At 64.3% G+C, this 18,194-nt stretch carries 16 protein-coding genes; 2 read left to right on the top strand and 14 right to left on the bottom strand.

All coding sequences use genetic code 11. The features are described 5' to 3' along the window. Window positions 1-49 precede the first annotated feature (49 nt). Entirely contained in the window at window positions 50-511 is a 462-nt protein-coding gene (locus tag UC34_RS07635) for a universal stress protein (protein WP_044455069.1), read from the top strand. Between the two features lie 180 nt (window positions 512-691). Here UC34_RS07635 and UC34_RS07630 read toward each other — a convergent pair whose 3' ends face one another. The 14 genes from UC34_RS07630 to UC34_RS07565 form a co-directional block, all read right to left on the bottom strand. Beyond that, entirely contained in the window at window positions 692-1,612 is a 921-nt protein-coding gene (locus UC34_RS07630) for a carbohydrate ABC transporter permease (protein ID WP_237165268.1), read from the bottom strand. Continuing rightward, a complete protein-coding gene (locus UC34_RS07625) occupies window positions 1,609-2,484 on the bottom strand; it encodes a carbohydrate ABC transporter permease (RefSeq protein ID WP_044455068.1) in 876 nt (291 codons plus the stop codon). Before UC34_RS07625 ends, UC34_RS07630 begins: the two co-directional genes overlap by 4 nt. Window positions 2,485-2,593: 109 nt before the next feature. After that, the gene (locus tag UC34_RS07620) at window positions 2,594-3,907 is read right to left on the bottom strand and encodes an ABC transporter substrate-binding protein (RefSeq protein ID WP_044455067.1); all 1,314 of its coding nucleotides are present in this window, start codon (window positions 3,905-3,907) and stop codon (window positions 2,594-2,596) included. A gap of 115 nt (window positions 3,908-4,022) precedes the next feature. After that, window positions 4,023-5,252, bottom strand: a complete 1,230-nt coding sequence (locus UC34_RS07615; RefSeq protein ID WP_084070432.1) for an ABC transporter ATP-binding protein — start codon at window positions 5,250-5,252, stop codon at window positions 4,023-4,025. 160 nt (window positions 5,253-5,412) lie between these two features. Next, entirely contained in the window at window positions 5,413-6,282 is an 870-nt protein-coding gene (locus tag UC34_RS07610) for an alpha/beta hydrolase (RefSeq protein ID WP_167370645.1), read from the bottom strand. Between the two features lie 2 nt (window positions 6,283-6,284). Next, on the bottom strand, window positions 6,285-7,211 hold the full coding sequence (locus tag UC34_RS07605) for a DUF4118 domain-containing protein (RefSeq protein ID WP_052810936.1): 927 nt from the start codon (window positions 7,209-7,211) through the stop codon (window positions 6,285-6,287). Between the two features lie 372 nt (window positions 7,212-7,583). Continuing rightward, window positions 7,584-8,402 (bottom strand): M55 family metallopeptidase, encoded by an 819-nt coding sequence (locus tag UC34_RS07600; protein ID WP_044455065.1) that lies wholly within the window; start codon window positions 8,400-8,402, stop codon window positions 7,584-7,586. Window positions 8,403-8,467: 65 nt separating this feature from the next. Beyond that, entirely contained in the window at window positions 8,468-9,598 is a 1,131-nt protein-coding gene (locus tag UC34_RS07595) for a DmpA family aminopeptidase (protein ID WP_044455064.1), read from the bottom strand. A 36-nt stretch (window positions 9,599-9,634) separates the two neighbouring features. Continuing rightward, window positions 9,635-10,549: a glutathione ABC transporter permease GsiD gene (gene gsiD / locus UC34_RS07590; RefSeq protein ID WP_044455061.1), complete on the bottom strand. Its 915-nt coding sequence runs from the start codon at window positions 10,547-10,549 to the stop codon at window positions 9,635-9,637. 10 nt (window positions 10,550-10,559) lie between these two features. After that, entirely contained in the window at window positions 10,560-11,480 is a 921-nt protein-coding gene (gene gsiC, locus UC34_RS07585; protein WP_044455059.1) for a glutathione ABC transporter permease GsiC, read from the bottom strand. A 125-nt stretch (window positions 11,481-11,605) separates the two neighbouring features. Next, on the bottom strand, window positions 11,606-13,165 hold the full coding sequence (gene gsiB, locus UC34_RS07580) for a glutathione ABC transporter substrate-binding protein GsiB (protein ID WP_044455057.1): 1,560 nt from the start codon (window positions 13,163-13,165) through the stop codon (window positions 11,606-11,608). 210 nt (window positions 13,166-13,375) lie between these two features. After that, complete coding sequence (locus UC34_RS07575) at window positions 13,376-15,262, bottom strand: dipeptide ABC transporter ATP-binding protein (protein ID WP_044455055.1); 1,887 nt, start codon at window positions 15,260-15,262, stop codon at window positions 13,376-13,378. 134 nt (window positions 15,263-15,396) lie between these two features. Beyond that, window positions 15,397-16,353, bottom strand: coding sequence for an isoaspartyl peptidase/L-asparaginase family protein (locus UC34_RS07570; RefSeq protein ID WP_044455053.1), 957 nt, complete (start codon window positions 16,351-16,353; stop codon window positions 15,397-15,399). Next, window positions 16,350-17,486 (bottom strand): MurR/RpiR family transcriptional regulator, encoded by a 1,137-nt coding sequence (locus UC34_RS07565; protein WP_052810935.1) that lies wholly within the window; start codon window positions 17,484-17,486, stop codon window positions 16,350-16,352. The genes UC34_RS07570 and UC34_RS07565 overlap by 4 nt, the downstream gene beginning before the upstream one ends. A 436-nt stretch (window positions 17,487-17,922) precedes the next feature. Between UC34_RS07565 and UC34_RS07560 the strand changes: the two genes are divergently transcribed. Continuing rightward, window positions 17,923-18,189, top strand: a complete 267-nt coding sequence (locus UC34_RS07560; protein ID WP_044455051.1) for a hypothetical protein — start codon at window positions 17,923-17,925, stop codon at window positions 18,187-18,189. The last annotated feature ends 5 nt before the right edge of the window (window positions 18,190-18,194 follow it).

The raw sequence follows: 18,194 nt of genomic DNA, 5'->3' as shown, positions 1-18,194 counted from the left end.
CGCAGTGCGAGAATGAAAACGTACTTTTCAGCCCCAAGAGGACACCATCATGTATGAACGCATTCTGGTTTCGATCGACGGCAGTACTCCTTCGAACCGAGCCATCGACGAAGCGGTCAAGCTCGTAGCACTCAGCCAGGGCAAGATTCGTCTGGTTTCGGTCGTCCCGTCGCTTGCCAACGCCTACGCCGCCGGCGCTTACAGTGGCTTCGTGCCGCTCGAGAGTCAGGAGTCGTTCGAGAAGGAAACGGACGAAATTCTCGCTAATGCGCAGGCCGACCTGAAAAAGCGCGGTGTCGATGCCGAGACGAAGATGATCACGCTCGACACCGGCACCGATGAAATCGCCGACGCCGTGCTGCGCGAGGCGCAAGAGTGGAACGCAGACGTCATCGTGCTCGGCACGCACGGGCGTCGCGGCATCAACCGTCTGCTGCTGGGCAGTGTGGCCGAAACGCTGCTGCGCATCACCACCGTACCGGTACTGCTCGTCAAGGCCGCCGACAAGTAACTCCGACGCCCCTCATTCTCTCGTCCCGACGCCCGGGCTCGCTCCGGCGAGCGCAAGGGGCGCTACGTCAGACGACGATGAAACGCAAGACGGCACGCTGCGCAGCGTGCCGTTTGCTTTTGCGCCCACGCCCTTGCCCCTTGCCCCTTACCCCTTGCCGACGCCGCGGACTCAGCGGACTCAGCGGATGCCGGCTCGCATGAACGACTGAACGAACTGCCGCTGAAACAGCAGGAAGGCGATGAACAACGGCGCGGCCGTCATCAGCGTTGCTGCCGTGATCAACGACCAGTCGATGCCCTGATCCGTCGCCGCGAACACTTGCAGACCGACGGTCAGCGGGCGCGTCTGCACCGAGTTCGTGACGATCAGCGGCCACAGGAAGTTGTTCCAGTGGTGACTGATCGACACCAGCGCGTACGCCACATAGACCGGCCGCGCCAGCGGCACATACACGCGCCACAGCACCTGCCAGGCATTCGCGCCTTCCACGCGCGCCGCATCGTCGAGCGCTCTCGGTACCGTCTTGAATGCCTGACGCAACAGAAAAATACCGAACGCCGATGCAAAGTACGGCAGCGCAATGCCGAGAATGGTGTCGCGCAAGCCCATCCATGCGATGGTTCGGTAGTTCTCGACGATCAATACGTCCGGCATGATCATCAGTTGCAGCAGCACGATCATGAACGCGACCTCACTGCCGCGAAACGTGAAGCGCGCGAAAGCGTAAGCCGCAAGCGTGGCGAGCACGAGTTGCGCAGCGAGAATCACGGTGACCAGCACAAACGTATTGACGAGATACCGCCCGAACGGCGCCGCCTGCCATGCCTGGACAAAATTCTCCAGCGTGAGCGGCGCGCTCAGCGAGAATCGCGTGGCATAGGCCGACGGGTGAAAAGCACTCCATACCGCATACAGCAGCGGCAGCAACCACAACAGACCGAGCAACCATGCCCCCGTCGTGTCGAGCAGATTGGCGTGTCCCGTCGCGGAAAACGGTCGCAGCGACACGCGTGCCGTGCCGTCCCTGGGGGACACGGGAGCGATCTCGGTCGTCGGCGGGCGCTTGGCAGGCGGAGTCGAGCTGGCGGAAGTCGTCATTGGTAGTGCGTGCGTGAGTCGAGCAGGCGGAATTTCACGAAAGCGACGATAGCGAGCAGCGTAAGCAGCACCACCGTGAGCGCCGCCGCGTACGACGTATCCCAGAAGCTGAAGACGACCTGATAGACGTAGTACAGCAGCAACTGCGTGGCGTTATCGGGTCCGCCACGCGTCATCACGACCACGTGATCGACCAGACGGAACGCATTGATCACCGCATTGATGACCACGAACACGGTCGTGGGCATGAGCAACGGCCATTGCACGCGGCGAAAGAACTGCCAGCGCGACGCGCCTTCGAGCGCTGCAGCTTCGGCCAGCGTCGGGGAGATTTGCTGCAAGGCGGCCAGATAAAAGATCATGAAGAACCCGGCCTCTTTCCAGATCGTCACGACCATCAGCGCGGGCAACGCCGTGCCCGGCTGACCGAGCCAGTTGTGGTCGCCCCAGCCGAACGCCTGCGAGATCTGCGCAATGAGACCGTACTGCGGCGTGTAAAAGAACAGCCAGATGTTCGCCACGGCGATCATCGGCAGAATGGCCGGCGTGAAGTACGCAAGCCGCAGTAACGCGCGCCCCGGCACCTGCCGGTGCACCCACAGCGCCATCGCGATCGACAGCGCAATGGCGACCGGCACGGTGATCAGGGCGAACCACACGTTGTTGCGCAGCGCCTGCCAGAACACAGGATCGTCGAGCAGCAACTGATAGTTCTCGACACCGACGAAGACCGACGCGGCCCCCGCGCGGGCCGTCGAGAAAACGCTGTGCCACAGCGTGGCGACGGCCGGATAGTGGGTGAAGGCGACGAGCAGCAGCAACGCCGGCGATAACAGCAGCCAGGGCGCCCGGGAGGATGAAGTACGGTTCATCGTCAGTCCATCGATTCTGCGCCCGGCGGCGCGATCCTGCCGCGCGCCGCCGGGTGACTACGAGACGAATGCGCTACGGATTCGCTCAAGGTGTTGCGCAAGATGTTGCTCAGCGCGCGTACGGACGCAGAATGCGATCCGCTTCGCGCTGGGCGTCGTCGAGCGCCTGCTTCGGCGACTTGGCGCCGGTGACGGCCGCCTGAATCGCATCGTTGAGCGCCTTCGTCACGCGTTGGTTGTCATGCGTGGAGAACTCGGCAACGCTCACGCCCAACTGGTCGCGCGCCACGGCAGCAGCCGGCACCTTCTGCACGTATTGCTTCATGGCAGGGGTTTCCCAGGCCGCCGGCGTGACCGCGACATAGCCCGTGTCGATACCGAACTGCGCCGCACGCTCGGGCATCGTCGCCCACTTGATGAACGTCATCGCGGCCTGCTTTTCTTCCGGCGTCGACTTCTTGAAAACGTAGAAGTTGCCGCCACCCGTCGGGCTGCCGCCGCGCACCTTGGCGGGCATTTTGCCCACGCCGAACGGGAACGTGGCGTTGGTGCGGATATTGGTCAGGTTGCCCGTCGTCGTGTAGATGATGGCGGCCTTCTTCTCGAGAAAGTCCTTCGGCGTGGTGCCCCACTCGATCGACCCCGTCGGCATGACCTTGTACTTGGTCGTCAGATCGACCCAGTATTGCAGCGACTGCACCGCTTGCGGTGCGTTGAGGAACGTCTTCGTGCCCGCAGCGTTCATCAGTTCGATGCCAGCGGGCGTGGTGAACGCCTGGAACAGCCAGTAGGCGAAGCCGACGGACGGCACCTTGATGCCCCACTGGGTCACATTGCCCGATGCGTCGCGCTTGGTAAGCTTCTGCGCCGTGCTCACGAGTTCGTCCCAGTTCGCCGGAGCGTGTTCCGGATCGAGGCCGGCTTCGCGGAAGGCATCCTTGTTCCAGTACATGACGATGGTCGAGCGCTGGAACGGCACCCCCCACGTATGACCGTTGATGCGCGAGTTCAGCATCAGTGCCGGGTAAAAACCGTCGAGCCACTGCTTGTCTGCGGCCGTGTTGGCGATACTGTCGATGGGCACGACGGCGTCCTCATCGATCAGCGTGAAGACGTCGGCCGCAGCAAGCACGGCCAGTTGCGGCGGCGTGCCGGCCTTCGCGGCGGTGAGCGCCTTGACCACGGAGTCCTGATACGAGCCGGCGTACACCGGTTTGACCTTGATGTTCGGGTGATCCTTCTCGAAGTCCGCCACCAGATCGTTGATGATCTTCGTGACCGGGCCGCCAATCGCGACCGGGTAATAGAACTGGAGTTCAACCGGTTTCTGTTGGGCGAAGGCCGCGCCGCTCAGGCCACTGACGCCGAGCGTGGCTACGGTGGCCAGACCGGCCGCAAACGTTTTCAGAATCTTGCGTCGCATTTCTCTGGGTTCCCCATGTAAGCGTGGTGGTGATGTATCGGGTGATCGATGCCGGAGGTGTCTGCTGCTCGAGCGCGTCGAACAAGCGACGGCCGCCGCAGCGGCAGGCCCGCGTTCAGGCGTGTTGTTCGGCGATCGTGGCGGCCGCGGCAACGGTGCCGGCCAGGGCGCCGCCAGCCGGAGCGCGCGAGAGCGCATCCTCCGTTGCCGCGGACGATGCCCGCCCCGGTGGCGCGACACCGGGCGCCGCTGCGGCAAGAGCGGCAAGGGCGGCAAGGTCGGCATGCGCGATGCGCTCGCCCGACGTCGCGTCGAACAGATGCTGATCGGCGACGTCCCACTGCAGACCGATCGCGTCGCCCGGCAGGAACGGCCGATGGCCCGGCACACGCGTGGCAATCGCTCCGGCGTCGCCCAGCGTGCAGGCCACCAGCGTATCGGCACCCAGATATTCGACGGCACTCACCGTGGCGAGCACCGCACCGATGGACGTCGGCGCCACCGCACGCACATGTTCCGGGCGAAGGCCGAGCAATACGCTGTCGAGCCGACCGGCCTGCGCGAGCGCCGGGCCAGTCTGTCCGGCGGGCACCAGCGAGTCACCATGACGCACCAATCGAAGCAGATGCATCGGCGGCGTGCCGATGAAGCTCGCGGCGAAACGCGTGGACGGGGTGGCATACAGCGCGTGCGGTGCGCCGTGTTGTTCGATGCGCCCGCCACGCAGAAGCACGACCTGATCGGCCATGCTCATCGCTTCGGTCTGGTCGTGAGTCACGTAGATGAGCGTCATGCCGAGCTGCTGTTGCAGCGCGCGGATCTCGCGACGCATTTCCTGACGCAGTTGCGCGTCGAGATTCGAGAGCGGCTCGTCCATCAGGCAGACGGACGTCTCGGCAATGACGGCGCGGCCCAGCGCAACGCGCTGTTGCTGTCCGCCCGAGAGTTGCGACGGCTTGCGCTCCAGATAGGGCTCCAGCCCCAGCAGCGACGCGACGCGCGCGAGGCGGTGCGGATAGTCGCGTGTCGGCTCGCGGCGCACGCGCAGGCCGAACAGCAGGTTCTCGCGCACCGACAGATGCGGGAACAGCGCATACGACTGAAACACCATCGAGAGCTTGCGACGCGCCGGCGGCAAGGCCGTCACATCGTCGCCGCCCAACAGAATGCGGCCGTGCGTCGGCGTCTCCAGGCCCGCGATCATGCGCAGCAGCGTCGACTTGCCGCAACCTGACGGACCGAGCAGCACCACGAGCGAGCCTGCGTCGGCGGCAAAACTCACCTCATGAAGTGCGTGCGTGTCGCCCCACTGCTTGCTGACGGATTCGATGACGAGCGATGACATGGCTGAATCGGCGCGGCGTCGCGCACAGGCGACTGGGTCGGAAAAACCCGACCTTAACCGGCCAACGATGGCAGTTTGATGACATCGCGTGCCTCAGCACCGGCGCGGCTCGCAAGGCCATCGGATATCCGGCGGCCGGTGACGAGGCAGATCGCGCGGATCAGGCAGCCGACTGACGGCGTTTGGCGCGCAACAGCGCCTTGGAAATGATGCGGGTCTCCGAGGTGGCGGCACCCGTGCGACGCGCGATCGCATCGCGGAAGAATCGACGCGTTTCGTCGGCCACCGTCTCACGCTCGTTATCCATCGTCAGGATGTGATAACTCTCACCGAGCAGACACTTCTGCTTTACTTCCGACGACACGCCGTTGTAGACCATGCGGGCGTTGTGCGGGCTGGCCGTATCGTCGTCCACCGCATGCACGATGAGGCAGTCCGCGCTCACGCGATCGAGCCGGTTGCGCACGTGAGACGCGAGGCGGCGCGCGTTGTAGAGATGGGCGATCGGCAGCGAGGCCGAGCCGATTTCGGAGGCGTCGTGCAGCGACATCGACTTCTCGACGCGGGCGCGCAGCGCTTCGTTCTTCAGTCCGAACGGCGCCTTTTCGTAATAGCGATAGCGACGCCCGAACGGCAGGTGATAGAGCAGATCGAGCAGCGGATACGCCAGTGGGATCGTCCAGCCGTCATACACCAGCGTGACGGCGAGCACCGAAATCGCGGCGACATCCGGTTCTTCTTCGGCAACGGCCAGCGCCAGCGTGGCGCCCATGCTCAGGCCGCACAACGACACGGTCTCGTGCGCATCGCGCAGTTCGCGATACTTCGCGCGCGCGGCGACAATCCATTCGCGCCAGTGCGTGCACGGCGAACCCAGACCGTAGCCCTCGATGTGAGGCACCGACACGGTATAGCCATCGCGGTGCAACGCTTTTGCCACCGGGCGCATCTCGAGCGGCGTGCTCGATAGCCCCGGCAACAGCAGCACGGCATGTTCGCCGCCTTTGTAGAAGATATTCTGGTCAAACATGGTCATACCCCGCCGGTGACGATCGGCGTGCCGTTCGTCTGTGGCACGTCGCGCGTGGTCGGCGCACTGCTCGTAGAAGATGTGTTGGATGCGCCCGATGCCGGCGAAACGGTATGCAACGGTGTCACCGGACGCACGGCCGGCCCCGTATGCACGCGCAGGATCACATAGGTGCCCACGTGGGCGCGAAAGTGTTGCAACTCGCAATGCATCACGTCGAAACTGCCGTCGCGCTTGCGAATTCGCAAATTGTGGGCGCCCTGTTGCGGCGGTTCGCCATCTGCCGAAAAAAGTCCGGTCATGCGCTGTGCATCATCCGGATGCAGCAGCGCGCGCAAACCCTCACGCTTGATGGCTTCGGGCGCAACACCCGTCTCGCGCCGGAAATGTTCATCGATGAATTCGTAGTGTATGGCGCGATTGGCCAGATAGACGATGGAATCGAGATGCTTCGTCAGGTATGTCATCAGGGCGTTGCCCAACTGCACGGAGTCGGACAGCACCATACGCTCATTCTCGGCGCGCAGCAGCATTTCGTAGCGGGTCTGCGCGACTTCGGCGATCAGTTCGGCGCGATATTGTGCGCGGCGCAGGCGCTCGATGAGCGCGACAGCGAGCGGGGTGATCAGCAGGAACCCAGTCACGATCAACACGTCGCGACGATCCAGCTCGGCGATGTCGCGAAACGGCGGCACGAAGAAAAAATCGAAAATCGGAATGCTGATGACCATCGCCATGATGGCCGGCCCGAGCCCCCAGGTGAACTCGACGATGATGGCCGCGCAAACGAAAAAGAGTCCCGGCATCGAGTGGTCGAGCACCGGATGCAGGAGGCTGCGCATGAGAAACGCAGCCAGTACCACCATAAGTGCGCCGACGTAGCGCTTCGCGCCGGGCTCCGCCCAGCGTCGGGCGTTTCTGATATCCATGATTCACCGTCGACGTTCGCCGACGCTCAATAAACCGTAACTGCCCTGAATCGGTGCAGCTGTTACAAAATATTACGGATTATCGCACGTCCGCCCTTGACGTTCTGACGCGGTGAACCCTAATCGAGTGGCGTTGTAACAACGCAAAAACGCTGCACCAAGGCTGGCGCGGTTGCGCAGGCAATGGCTGATCGGTTGACAGGGAAAAACCGATGACAAAACGCCACAATTCCCCTGCAAATCAAAAGGTTAAGCCCCGATTTGGACCGGGGTCCCTGCATTCGAAGCGGCGAATTCCGTGTCCTCCGTGTCCTCCGTGTCCTCCGTGTCCTGTTTCCCCCGCTCGGCGGGCGATGGGCGGTCAGATCTTGTTCAACGCAGCATGAACGACATGGCGGACAAGCAGTTCAGCATGCGAACCGCAGCCTCCACACTGGGCGCTTCGAACTGGAGGGTGACGCCGTCGATGCGCTCGAGCGTCGGCCACTGGCAAAACAGATCGGCCAGCGCCGTCGTCTGGGCCTGCAAACGCACTTCGACGGGCGTTTGCACAGTGTAGGTATGCCACTTGCGCGAGTCTTCGAGCGACACCTTGGCAGCTTCGCGGATCAGATCGCACGACTGCGAGGGACTGAGCGTCATGCCGCTGCCCTGCCCCCACGCCGCTTTCGTCTGCACGTACCGCGCCGACGGGAAGATGAGCCGCGTTTCCTCGCAAAAGACGTCGTCGCCGCTGGCCATGATCATCGGCACGCCCCGTTCGCCGGCCAGCGCGCCGTACAACATCGCTTCGCTCGCCTCCACGCCGCCCAACCAGACGCGCGCGAACGCGAAGCTGTTGATCGTATGCGCCAGAATCCCGGCACTCTGCGCCTTGCCGTGATAACCGATCATGAACAGCGCATCGCAACCGGCTTCCACCCCGGCGACCATGCCCAGATAGCGTGGTTTGCCCAGCACCAGACGTGCGCGTGGATCGAGTTCGTCGGGCAGCAGATTGCGAAAGCCGCCGTGCGAGTCGTTCACCATCACTTCGTTCGCGCCGCCGGCAAAAGCGCCTTCGACGGCCGCGTTGGCCTCGCGCGTCATCCAGCGGCGTGCCCGCTCGTACTCGCCGTTCCCGGCGCGCGTCTGTTCGGCATGGAAAACGCCCGCGACGCCTTCGATATCGGTGGAAATCAGGATTCGCATAATGTCGGTCATCTCATGAATGGCGCCGGCCCGGCCTCAGGACCGGGCCGGCATCGACTGCCGGCCTAGAGCGTGGCCCAGTCGGGCAGCACGTCCGCCAGTGCGCGTCGCACGTGAGCGTCGCGCCCGAGCACGGACTCGGCAGCAAAGAGGGCGTGCAGGATCGCCTGTTCGGTGGCGTCGGCCGTCGCCTGGAAAATCGGATCGAGCAATGCATCGGGCACGAGCGCCGCAGGTGCGACGCGCCCCATGGCATCGTGCGCCATCGTGTACCCCGTCGTGAGCGCCAGCGCAACATCGCCGCTGCCGTGGCCGTAGACCGAACCGGTACGCGCCAGCCCGGCGCCGGTGCGTGTCGCCACGCGGCGCAATTGCCGCGCGTCGAGTGGCGCATCGGTGGCCACCAGCATGATGATGGAGCCCCGCTCAGGCGCGGCGCGTTGTTCGGGATGCGCGAGGCGCTCGTCGAGGACCGGGCCGACGTGCCGACCGGCGATGGTCAGCTGCGACGGGCGGCCGAAGTTCGACAGCACCAGCACCCCCACGGTAAACGCCGCGCCCGCCGTTTCCACGAGACGCGATGCCGACCCGATCCCGCCCTTGAGGCCAAAACTGGACATGCCGCGTCCCGCACCGACGGCCCCTTGCGCGAAGTCCGACGACGCGTTCGCGAGCGCCTGTGCGTAATGCGCCTCCGTCACGGCGAACGCCTGCATGTCGTTGAGGTAGCCGTCGTTGCACTCGAACACCGTCGGATTGAGCGATGGTGCGCCGCGACCGATGTCCGGGTTAGCTGCGATGGCCGCGCGCAGCTGGCCCAGGGCGACGTGACTGACGGAGAACGTGTTGGTCAGCGCCAGCGGCGCTTCCACCACACCGAGTTCGTCGATCTGCATCAGACCGACACTCTTGCCGAAGCCGTTGATGACGGCGGCGCCGGCGGGAATCTTGGTGCGAAATGGATCCCACTGCACGCTCGGCGACGCCGCGTCGGGACTCGCGCCGCCGGCGTCTGCCGGGCTCGCCGGTGTCGGGCAGACAACCGTCACGCCCGTTTGCACCGGTCCGTCGGCGAGCGTGACATGGCCAACGAAGACCCCGGGCACGTCGGTGATCGCGTCGCGCGGCCCGGCGGGCAGAAGCCCGACATGGGGTGCGCCGAACAACGCTTCGCGAAACTCTGACACGGGGATCATTTCGCGCTCCAGTGAAAACATCAATGCATCAGTGCGTCAATGCCGGTCTAGCTTCGGATCGAGCGCGTCGCGCAGGCCGTCGCCGAGCAGATTGAAGGCGAGCACGGTCAGGAAGATGGCCAGGCTCGGGAAAATGGCGATGTGCGGCGCATTGACCATGTCGGCGCGCGCTTCGTTGAGCATCGCGCCCCACTCCGGCGTAGGCGGCTGCGCGCCCAGCCCGAGGAACGACAGGCTTGCCGCCGTGATGATGGACGTGCCGATGCGCATCGAGAAATATACGACGATCGACGACACCGTGCCTGGCAGAATATGCCGCATGATGATCGTCCAATCCGACGCGCCGATGGAGCGCGCCGCTTCGATGTACGTCAGATGCTTGAGCACCAGCGTGTTGCCACGTACGAGCCGCGCAAACGCGGGGATCGAGAAAATGGCCACGGCCACGATCACGTTGATCATGCCGTTACCCAGCACGGCCACTACGCCGATGGCGAGCAGGATACCCGGGAAGGCGAACAGCACATCGGAGATACGCATGACGATGCGGTCCCACCAGCCCTCGTAATATCCGGCGAGCAGCCCGAGCACTGTGCCGATCATCGCGCCCAGCGCGACCGAGCCGAAGCCGGCGGCCAGCGAGATGCGCGTGCCCGCGAGCACGCGGCTGAAGATGTCGCGACCGAGCGAGTCCACGCCGAACCAATGCTTCGCGGACGGGCCCGCATTGAGCGCGTCATAGTCGAAGAAATTCTCCGGATCGAACGGCACGAGGTGCGGCGCGAGAATCGCGAGAACGACCAGCAGCAGCACGAACACGCCGGCGACCATCGCAACGTGCTGCTTCCTGAACTTGCGCCAGAATTCGCGCCACGGCGTGCGCACCCGGTTGCCGCTCGCGGCGGCCGCGTTCGCTGCACCCGGTTGAGTTGTCGGTTGGCTTGCGCTCATCTTGCTTGCCTCACTTGTAACGAATGGTCGGGTTGATGACGGCGTACAGCACGTCGACCACGAGGTTGATCAGAATGAACTCAAGCGAGAACAGAAGCACCAGCGCCTGAATCACCGGATAGTCGCGCATCTCGACGGAGTCGATCAGCAGGCGTCCGAGTCCGGGCCAGTTGAACACCACCTCGACGACGATCGAGCCGCCGAGCAGAAAACCGAACTGCAATCCCATCATGGTCACGACGGGAATCATGGCGTTGCGCAGCGCATGCTTGAACACCACGTGCATTTCGTTGAGCCCCTTCGCCCGCGCGGTGCGCACGAAGTCCTCGTGCAGCACCTCGACGAAGGCGGAGCGGGTAAAGCGCGCCATCACGGCGGCCACTGCCGCGCCCAGCGTGATCGAGGGCAGGATGTAGCTCTTCCAGGAGTCGGCGCCAATGGTCGGCAGCCAGCCCAGTTGCACGGAGAAAATCTGCATCAGCAACATGCCGAGTGCGAACGCCGGGAACGAGATACCCGACACGGCGAACGTCATACCGAGCCGATCCGGCCAGCGGTTGCGCCACACGGCGGACGCTACCCCGAGGCCCATGCCGATCAGCACCGACCAGACCATGCTCACCAGCGTGAGCCACAGCGTTGGCATGAAGCGGCTGGAGATCTCCTGCGAGACAGGTTGCTTGCTGCGCATGGACAGACCGAAGTCGCCACGCACCGCGTGCGTGATGAAGTTCGTGAACTGGGTGAGCAGCGGCTTGTCGAGGCCGAGATCCTGGCGCACCAGCGCCACGGTCGCCTCGTCCGCCTGCGGACCCGCGGCCAGACGCGCCGGGTCGCCCGGCAGCATGTGCACGAACGCGAACACCAGCACTGCCACGATCAGCAGCGTGGGGATCAGGCCGAGCAGGCGTTTGAGAAAGTAATTGAGCATCGCAATCTTGCCGAACGTCTTGCCAAAACCGTGTCTTGCGGTAAACCGCGCCGCCAGCCGGAGCCGGCGGCGCGGGGAACATCACGCGAGCGCATTGCGCTCGACTTCACCGGTGATGGCTTCGATTACTTCATCGAGATATCGGTGAAGTTGAACGAACCGTCAGGCATGGTGTACACGCCCGACAGATTCTTGTTGCGCGCGTACAGCAGCTTTTCCGTCACGAGGAAGGCCCACGGCGCATCGTTCCAGATTTTCTGTTGCGCATCCGTGTACAGCTTCGTCTTCTCGGCGCGGTCGGTTGTCTGCAGCGCCTTGGTGAAGTCGGCGTCGACCGCCTCGTTCTTGTAGTAGGCGGTGTTGAAGAGCTTCGGCGGGAACGACTCCGAGCTCAGCAGCGGACGCAGCGCCCAGTCGGCTTCGCCCGTCGACGACGACCAGCCCACGTAGTACATGCGCACCGGCGCCTTGTCGGGATCCGGTGCGGACTCGACCAGCTCGACGCGCTGACCGGCTTCCAGGGCGCGCACTTGCGCCTTGATGCCGACCTGCGCCAGTTGCTGCTGCACGAACTGGATCACCTTCTGCGCCGTCGTGTACGTGTAGGCCGACCACAGCGTGGTCTCGAAACCGTTCGGGTAGCCCGCTTCCTTGAGCAGTTCCTTGGCCTTGGCCGGGTTGTACGGCCACGGGCCGGTCTTGGCCGCGTAGTCGACGCCCTTGGGCACCACGCCTTCGGCCGGCATGGCGTAGCCCGCGAACGCCACCTTTACCAGCGCTTCCTTGTTGATCGCGTAGTTGATGGCCTGACGCACGCGCACGTCGTCGAACGGCTTTTGCTTCGTGTTGAAGCTCACATAGCGCTGAATGATCGAGGGGCCGGCGATCACGTCGACCTTGCCGCTGGCCTTCAGGCCGTCGGCTTGCTCATACGGCACCGGGAAAGCGAAACCGGCTTCGCCCGTTTGCATGACGGCCGCGCGCGTGTTGTTGTCGACGACCGGCTTGAAGGTGATCGTGTCGACCTTCGGGTAGCCCTTCTTCCAGTAGCCGTCGAACTTCTTGACCTTCACGTAATCGGTACGGTTCCATTCGACGAACTCGAACGGGCCGGTGCCGACCGGGTGCGACGCGATGTCCTTGCCGTACTTCTTGAGCGCTTCAGGCGAGATGATCACGGCCGACGGGTGCGCCAGCGTGTTGATGAACGGCGAGAACGGTTCTTTCAGCGTGAACTTCACCGTGTGCGGATCGACCGCTTCCGTCTTGGCGATTTCCTTGTACAGGTTGTAACGCTTGAGCTTGTTCTCCGGGTTCGTCACGCGATCGAAGTTCGCCTTCACCGCAGCGGCGTCGAAGGTCGTGCCGTCCTGGAACTTCACGCCCGACTTGAGCTTGATCGTGTAGACAAGCCCGTCCGGGGAGACGGTGTAGCTCTCGGCGAGCACGTTCACGAGCTTCATGTCCTTGTCGAAACCGAACATGCCTTCGTAGAACGACTTCGCGACGGCTTGCGACAGCGTATCGTTCGCGTCGTACGGATCCATCGTCGTGAAGGTCGACTGCACGGCCATCACGACATCCTTGGCGGCGAACGCCGGGGCGGTACCGAACACGGCGGACGCCACGGCGACGGACGCGAGCGCGGTTTTCCAGCGAGCGCCCAACAAAACGTTTTTCGACATCTGTCTTTCTCCTTCTGGTCTGACGGGGTCGCCGCAGGCGAGTCGTTCGACTGCGCCACTTGGCGGGCATTAAGGTGACAACAAGACGTGCAACTGCCTGAAACTTCCGACGACAGCTAACGACCGCCAATGACTGCGCATCGCTGCCTGAGACTGCGTAAAACTTCCGCGAAACGCATGCCCCCCCGGGGACACGGGTCCCGCAATCGATCAGTACGCCCCGGCCACGCGGTGACGCGCCACGAAGTGCCCGGCACCGACTTCCACCAGCGGCTGCACCTGCGGCTCATCGCCGACCAGACGGATCGGGCTCGGAATCTCTTCCGTGAGCAACTCGCGCTTGGCATGGCGACGCGCCGGATCGGCGATCGGCACGGCCGACATCAATTTCTTCGTGTACGGATGCTGCGGGTTCTCGAAGATGGCGCGACGCGGACCGATCTCGACGATCTGCCCGAGGAACATCACCGCCACACGGTGGCTGATGCGCTCCACGACCGCCATGTCGTGCGAGATGAACAGGAAAGCGATGCCGAACTCCTTTTGCAGATCGAGCATCAGGTTGATGATCTGCGCCTGCACGGAGACGTCCAGTGCCGAGACGGATTCGTCCGCGATCACGACCTTGGGCTTGAGCGCGAGGGCGCGGGCAATCGCAATGCGCTGACGCTGACCGCCCGAAAATTCATGCGGGTAACGTTGCGCATACTCGGCGGGCAAGCCCACGCGCTCGAGCAGCTCGGCCACACGTTTTTCGGCTTCGGCGCCGCTGGCGACGCCGTGCACCAGCAACGGCTCCATGATCGAGAAGCCCACCGTCAGACGCGGATCGAGCGACGCGAACGGGTCCTGGAAAATGAATTGGATGTCGCGGCGCAGCGTTTGCAAGGCGCGGCCTGCGAGGTCGTGAATCGGCTTGCCGCCGAATTCGATGGAACCGCCCTGGCTCGCGACCAGACGCAGCAATGCGCGACCGGTCGTCGACTTGCCGCACCCCGACTCGCCCACGAGGCCCAGCGTCTCACCCGGATACAGGTCGAAGCTCACACGCTCGACGGCGTGCACGCGCTGTTTCACCCGACCGAAGAAGCCTGAGGGCACGTCGAAGCGCGCCACGAGATCCTTGACGCGCAGAATCGGACCGGCGTCGGTTCTGACCGTCGGTTGCGGCGTTTCGGCGGCGGGTTTGGCGTCGGCCGGCGCGTCGTAGCGCAACAACGGGAAGCGGGCCGGCAAATCGGTGCCCTGCATCGATCCCAGACGCGGCACCGCCGAGAGCAGTGCCTGCGTGTAACGTTCGCGCGGCGCGGCGAAGATCTCGGCCGACCGGCCCTCTTCCACCTTGTCGCCACGGTGCATGACCAGCACGCGGTCGGCCACTTCCGCCACCACGCCCATGTCGTGCGTGATGAACACGACGCCCATGTGCATCTCGTCTTGCAGCGCCCGAATCAGTTGCAGAATCTGTGCCTGAATCGTCACGTCGAGCGCGGTCGTCGGTTCGTCGGCGATGAGCAGTCCCGGCTTGCACGAGAGCGCCATCGCGATCATCACGCGCTGGCGCATGCCGCCCGAGAGTTGATGCGGGAAGCGCCCGAGCACGCGACGCGCCTCGGGAATGCGCACAAGTTCGAGCATGCGCAACGCTTCGGCGCGCGCGGCGGCGGTGTCCTTGCCCTGGTGCAGGCGAATGGATTCGGCGATCTGCTCACCGACGGGGAACACCGGATTGAGCGAGGTCATGGGCTCCTGGAAGATCATGGCCATGTCGGCGCCGCGAATGCTGCGCATGGTGCTGCCGCTCGCGCGCGTCAGGTCGACGAGTTTGCCGTTGCGGCGGCGCATGATCATCGAGCCCTGGGTGATGCGTCCACCGCCGTTCTCGACGAGCCGCATGGCAGCGAGCGACGTCACCGACTTGCCCGATCCCGATTCGCCCACGATGGCGAGCGTTTCGCCGCGGTCGACGTGAAAGGACAGATCACGCACGGCCGTGACCACGCGCTCGGACGTCGCGAACTGCACGGTGATGCCGCTCACGTCGAGCACGCGCTCGTCGGGCAACGAAATCGTTGGGGTTGTCTTACGCTCAGCCACGCCTGTCCTCGCTTATCTTCACTGGCTCAATCCGGTACCGGACGGGAGGCATTGTGATCGGTGCCGCCCACCCTTTCCTGCTTGTCTGCTCGCCTGCTCGCTCATCCGGGAATGAGCGGGTCTTCCCATCTCGCTTATTCGTGAATGGCCGTTACCGGCGTTTCGCCCACGCGAGCCACGCCGCGATACATCCCTTCGGTGTTGAACGGGAGCGCCACGTTGCCCTGCGCGTCGACCGCAATGATTCCGCCCCGGCCATTGACTCGCGGCAGACGCTCTCGAATCACGCGCTCGGCGGCGTCGTTAAGCGACAGTCCGGCATACGCCATCAGTGCGCCGACTTCGTAGCAGGCGACCGCGCGAATGAACGCCTCGCCCGTGCCGGTGGCCGAGACCGCTGCGGTCGCATCGTTTGCATAGCATCCGGCGCCGATCAGGGGCGAATCGCCGATGCGTCCGACGGCCTTGTTCGTCATCCCGCCCGTCGATGTCGCCGCGGCGACGTGCCCCTGCATGTCGCAGGCGACCGCGCCCACCGTGCCGAATTTGGTGTCCGGATCGATCGGCTCTTTTTTGAGCGGCATGTCGTGATCGAGCGAGACGGCAGCGCTGGCCAGCGCGCGCTGCAACTGGTCGTAACGCGCTTCGGTGAAGAAATATTCCGGATCGACCAGCGCCGCACCGTTCGCGGCGGCGAAGGCTTCCGCGCCTTCACCGACGAGCAGCACGTGCGGGCTGCGCTCAAGCACCATGCGGGCTGCAAGGATCGGGTTGCGCACTCGATGTACGCAGGCGATAGCGCCCGCGTCGAGCGTGGCGCCGTTCATGATGGCGGCGTCAAGCTCGTGCGTGCCTTCGTGCGTGAAGACCGCGCCGCGCCCCGCATTAAAGCGCGGGCAGTCTTCGAGGTGACGCACGGCTTCGGTCACGGCGTCGAGCGCCGAACCTCCGGCGGCCAGCACTGCCTGACCGGCGCGCAGCACATCGGCCAACGCCTCGTGATACGCCTTGAGTTCTTCGGGCGACGTGTCGCGGCTGATCGTTCCAGCACCGCCGTGAATGGCGATGACCGCACGCTGGGCGTGGCTCATGATGCGTTGTCCTTTCTGTCCGGCGCCGTCGCCCCGGCCGTGACGCCTGACGACGCACCGCGAGCATGACGGGTTGTGGCCTGATGGGCCGGGTTCGGGAGGCCTTGCGCGACGGTCGTCGCGGCGACAGCCGCGTTCGATAGCGCGGTTGCCGTGGCACTGGCCGCCACCGAGGTGGCGCTATGTTGTGAGGTGCCCGCGCGCCCCGACGCTACCGCATTGGCCGGCGCATTCGGCGCCCCCGCGGCGTTCAGCGACGCCGAATCGAGCCACGGCAGCAGGAAGTCCGTCAGTTCGGTGGCGCGATCGACGGCGTGCTTGGCGCGTTGCGCGACCGCGTCGCAGATCGCATCGATCATGGCCAGCACGCTCGCTTCGGAGTTGCTCGACAGACGCGGCTTGCTGCGCACGAAAATCACAATATCCCCCAGCGGCGCGAGCGGCGACGTGGGGCTGTCGGTCAGCACCATCACCGAGACGCCGCGCCCGCGCAGGCGTCGGCACAACGTCACGGTATCGGAGACGTAGCGTGGGAAGCCGAGCGCGATCACCAGGTCGCCCTCGCGCAATTTGAAAAGCTGGCGTGCGGCGTGTGTCGATCCGCCTGCGCCGACGACCGATTGCACATTCTCGCAATACGGATCGAGACCGTGGTGCAGCAGACCGGCAAGATAGCCGCTTGCGCCAAGACCCAGTACGTAAATGCGATGCGCCTGCAAGATCGAGTCCACGGCGCGCTCGCAGGTGCCGGCGTCCAGGGCGCGGCGCGTCCAGTCCAGATTCTCGATGGCTTGCGCGAGTGACGCGGCCATCACGTCGGCGGCTGCGCTCGCCTGCGCCTTGCTCGTGCGCAGGCTCTCGATCGGCGCGAGCGTCGCTTCGTAGCCGCGCACCATGGCGGCACGACATTGCGGATAACCGTCGAAACCGAGCGCCCGGGCGAAACGATTCACTGTGGCAAGCGAGACACCGACCGCATCGGCGAATTCGTCGATGCGCATGGTTGCCGCACGAAACGTGTTGTCGAGCACGAACGCCGCCATGCGCTGTTGCGCAGGGGTCAGTTCGGGCATGGCGCGCACGATTCGCTCGGTGAGCGGCAAGTCGGCGGGCAACGAGTCGGCGTCAATCATGAGTGGCAACAATCCTTCAGAGTGAAGGAAAGTATATTTTCATCGATACCCCGTCAAAAGAAAAAAAATAGTTCAAACGGTGACGGACGTCCCCGTCGGTCACGCCCCATCCCCCCGCCACCCCGCAAACCCTGTCAAAACAAGGGGGGATCGGTCCCTCTATACGCGAAAAGCGGGCATACTAGGGGAAACCCGAATGCACGAACTTGCCGGACCCTTTGCGATCCGACGTTGAAGTACGGTGTCACGCGCCCGATGGATGGCGAGCGGCACGTGATGTCAGGCAACAGAGACAGGACAGTCGAAGGACCGCCTGGGGAGGCTTGGTCGGAGGCGAGTCGTAACGTGCAGTAAACATGGCGTAGTCGCGGGCTTACATCTGCCCATTACGCTGACTATGTCGATGTGAACACTATTCGCCTCAAGGAGCATGACCATGCTGAGCCCGCATGAAATCGCCACGCTGCTGCTGGCGGCCGCATCCTTTGGACCGATCGACGCCGATGCGCTCGAATCGCCCGATCTCGCTGCACTGGAGCAGGCCCGTCTGGTGCAGGTCGCCGTGGCGGAGGGACAAACGAAAGTGAGCGTGACCGAAGACGGTCACCGTGTGTTGCGACGGCTGGGACTGTCGCGCTCAGGGATTGAGCCTGCGCAAGCCCCGCGTCTGTCGATGGCGCCAGCCAAGAGCGCGGGTACGTGACGTCG

Origin of the sequence: Pandoraea vervacti, from assembly GCF_000934605.2 — a bacterium.
GTDB classification, from domain to species: domain Bacteria; phylum Pseudomonadota; class Gammaproteobacteria; order Burkholderiales; family Burkholderiaceae; genus Pandoraea; species Pandoraea vervacti.
The sequence above is the reverse complement of the archived record's forward strand: the minus strand, read 5'-3'. Positions and strand labels throughout refer to the sequence as shown.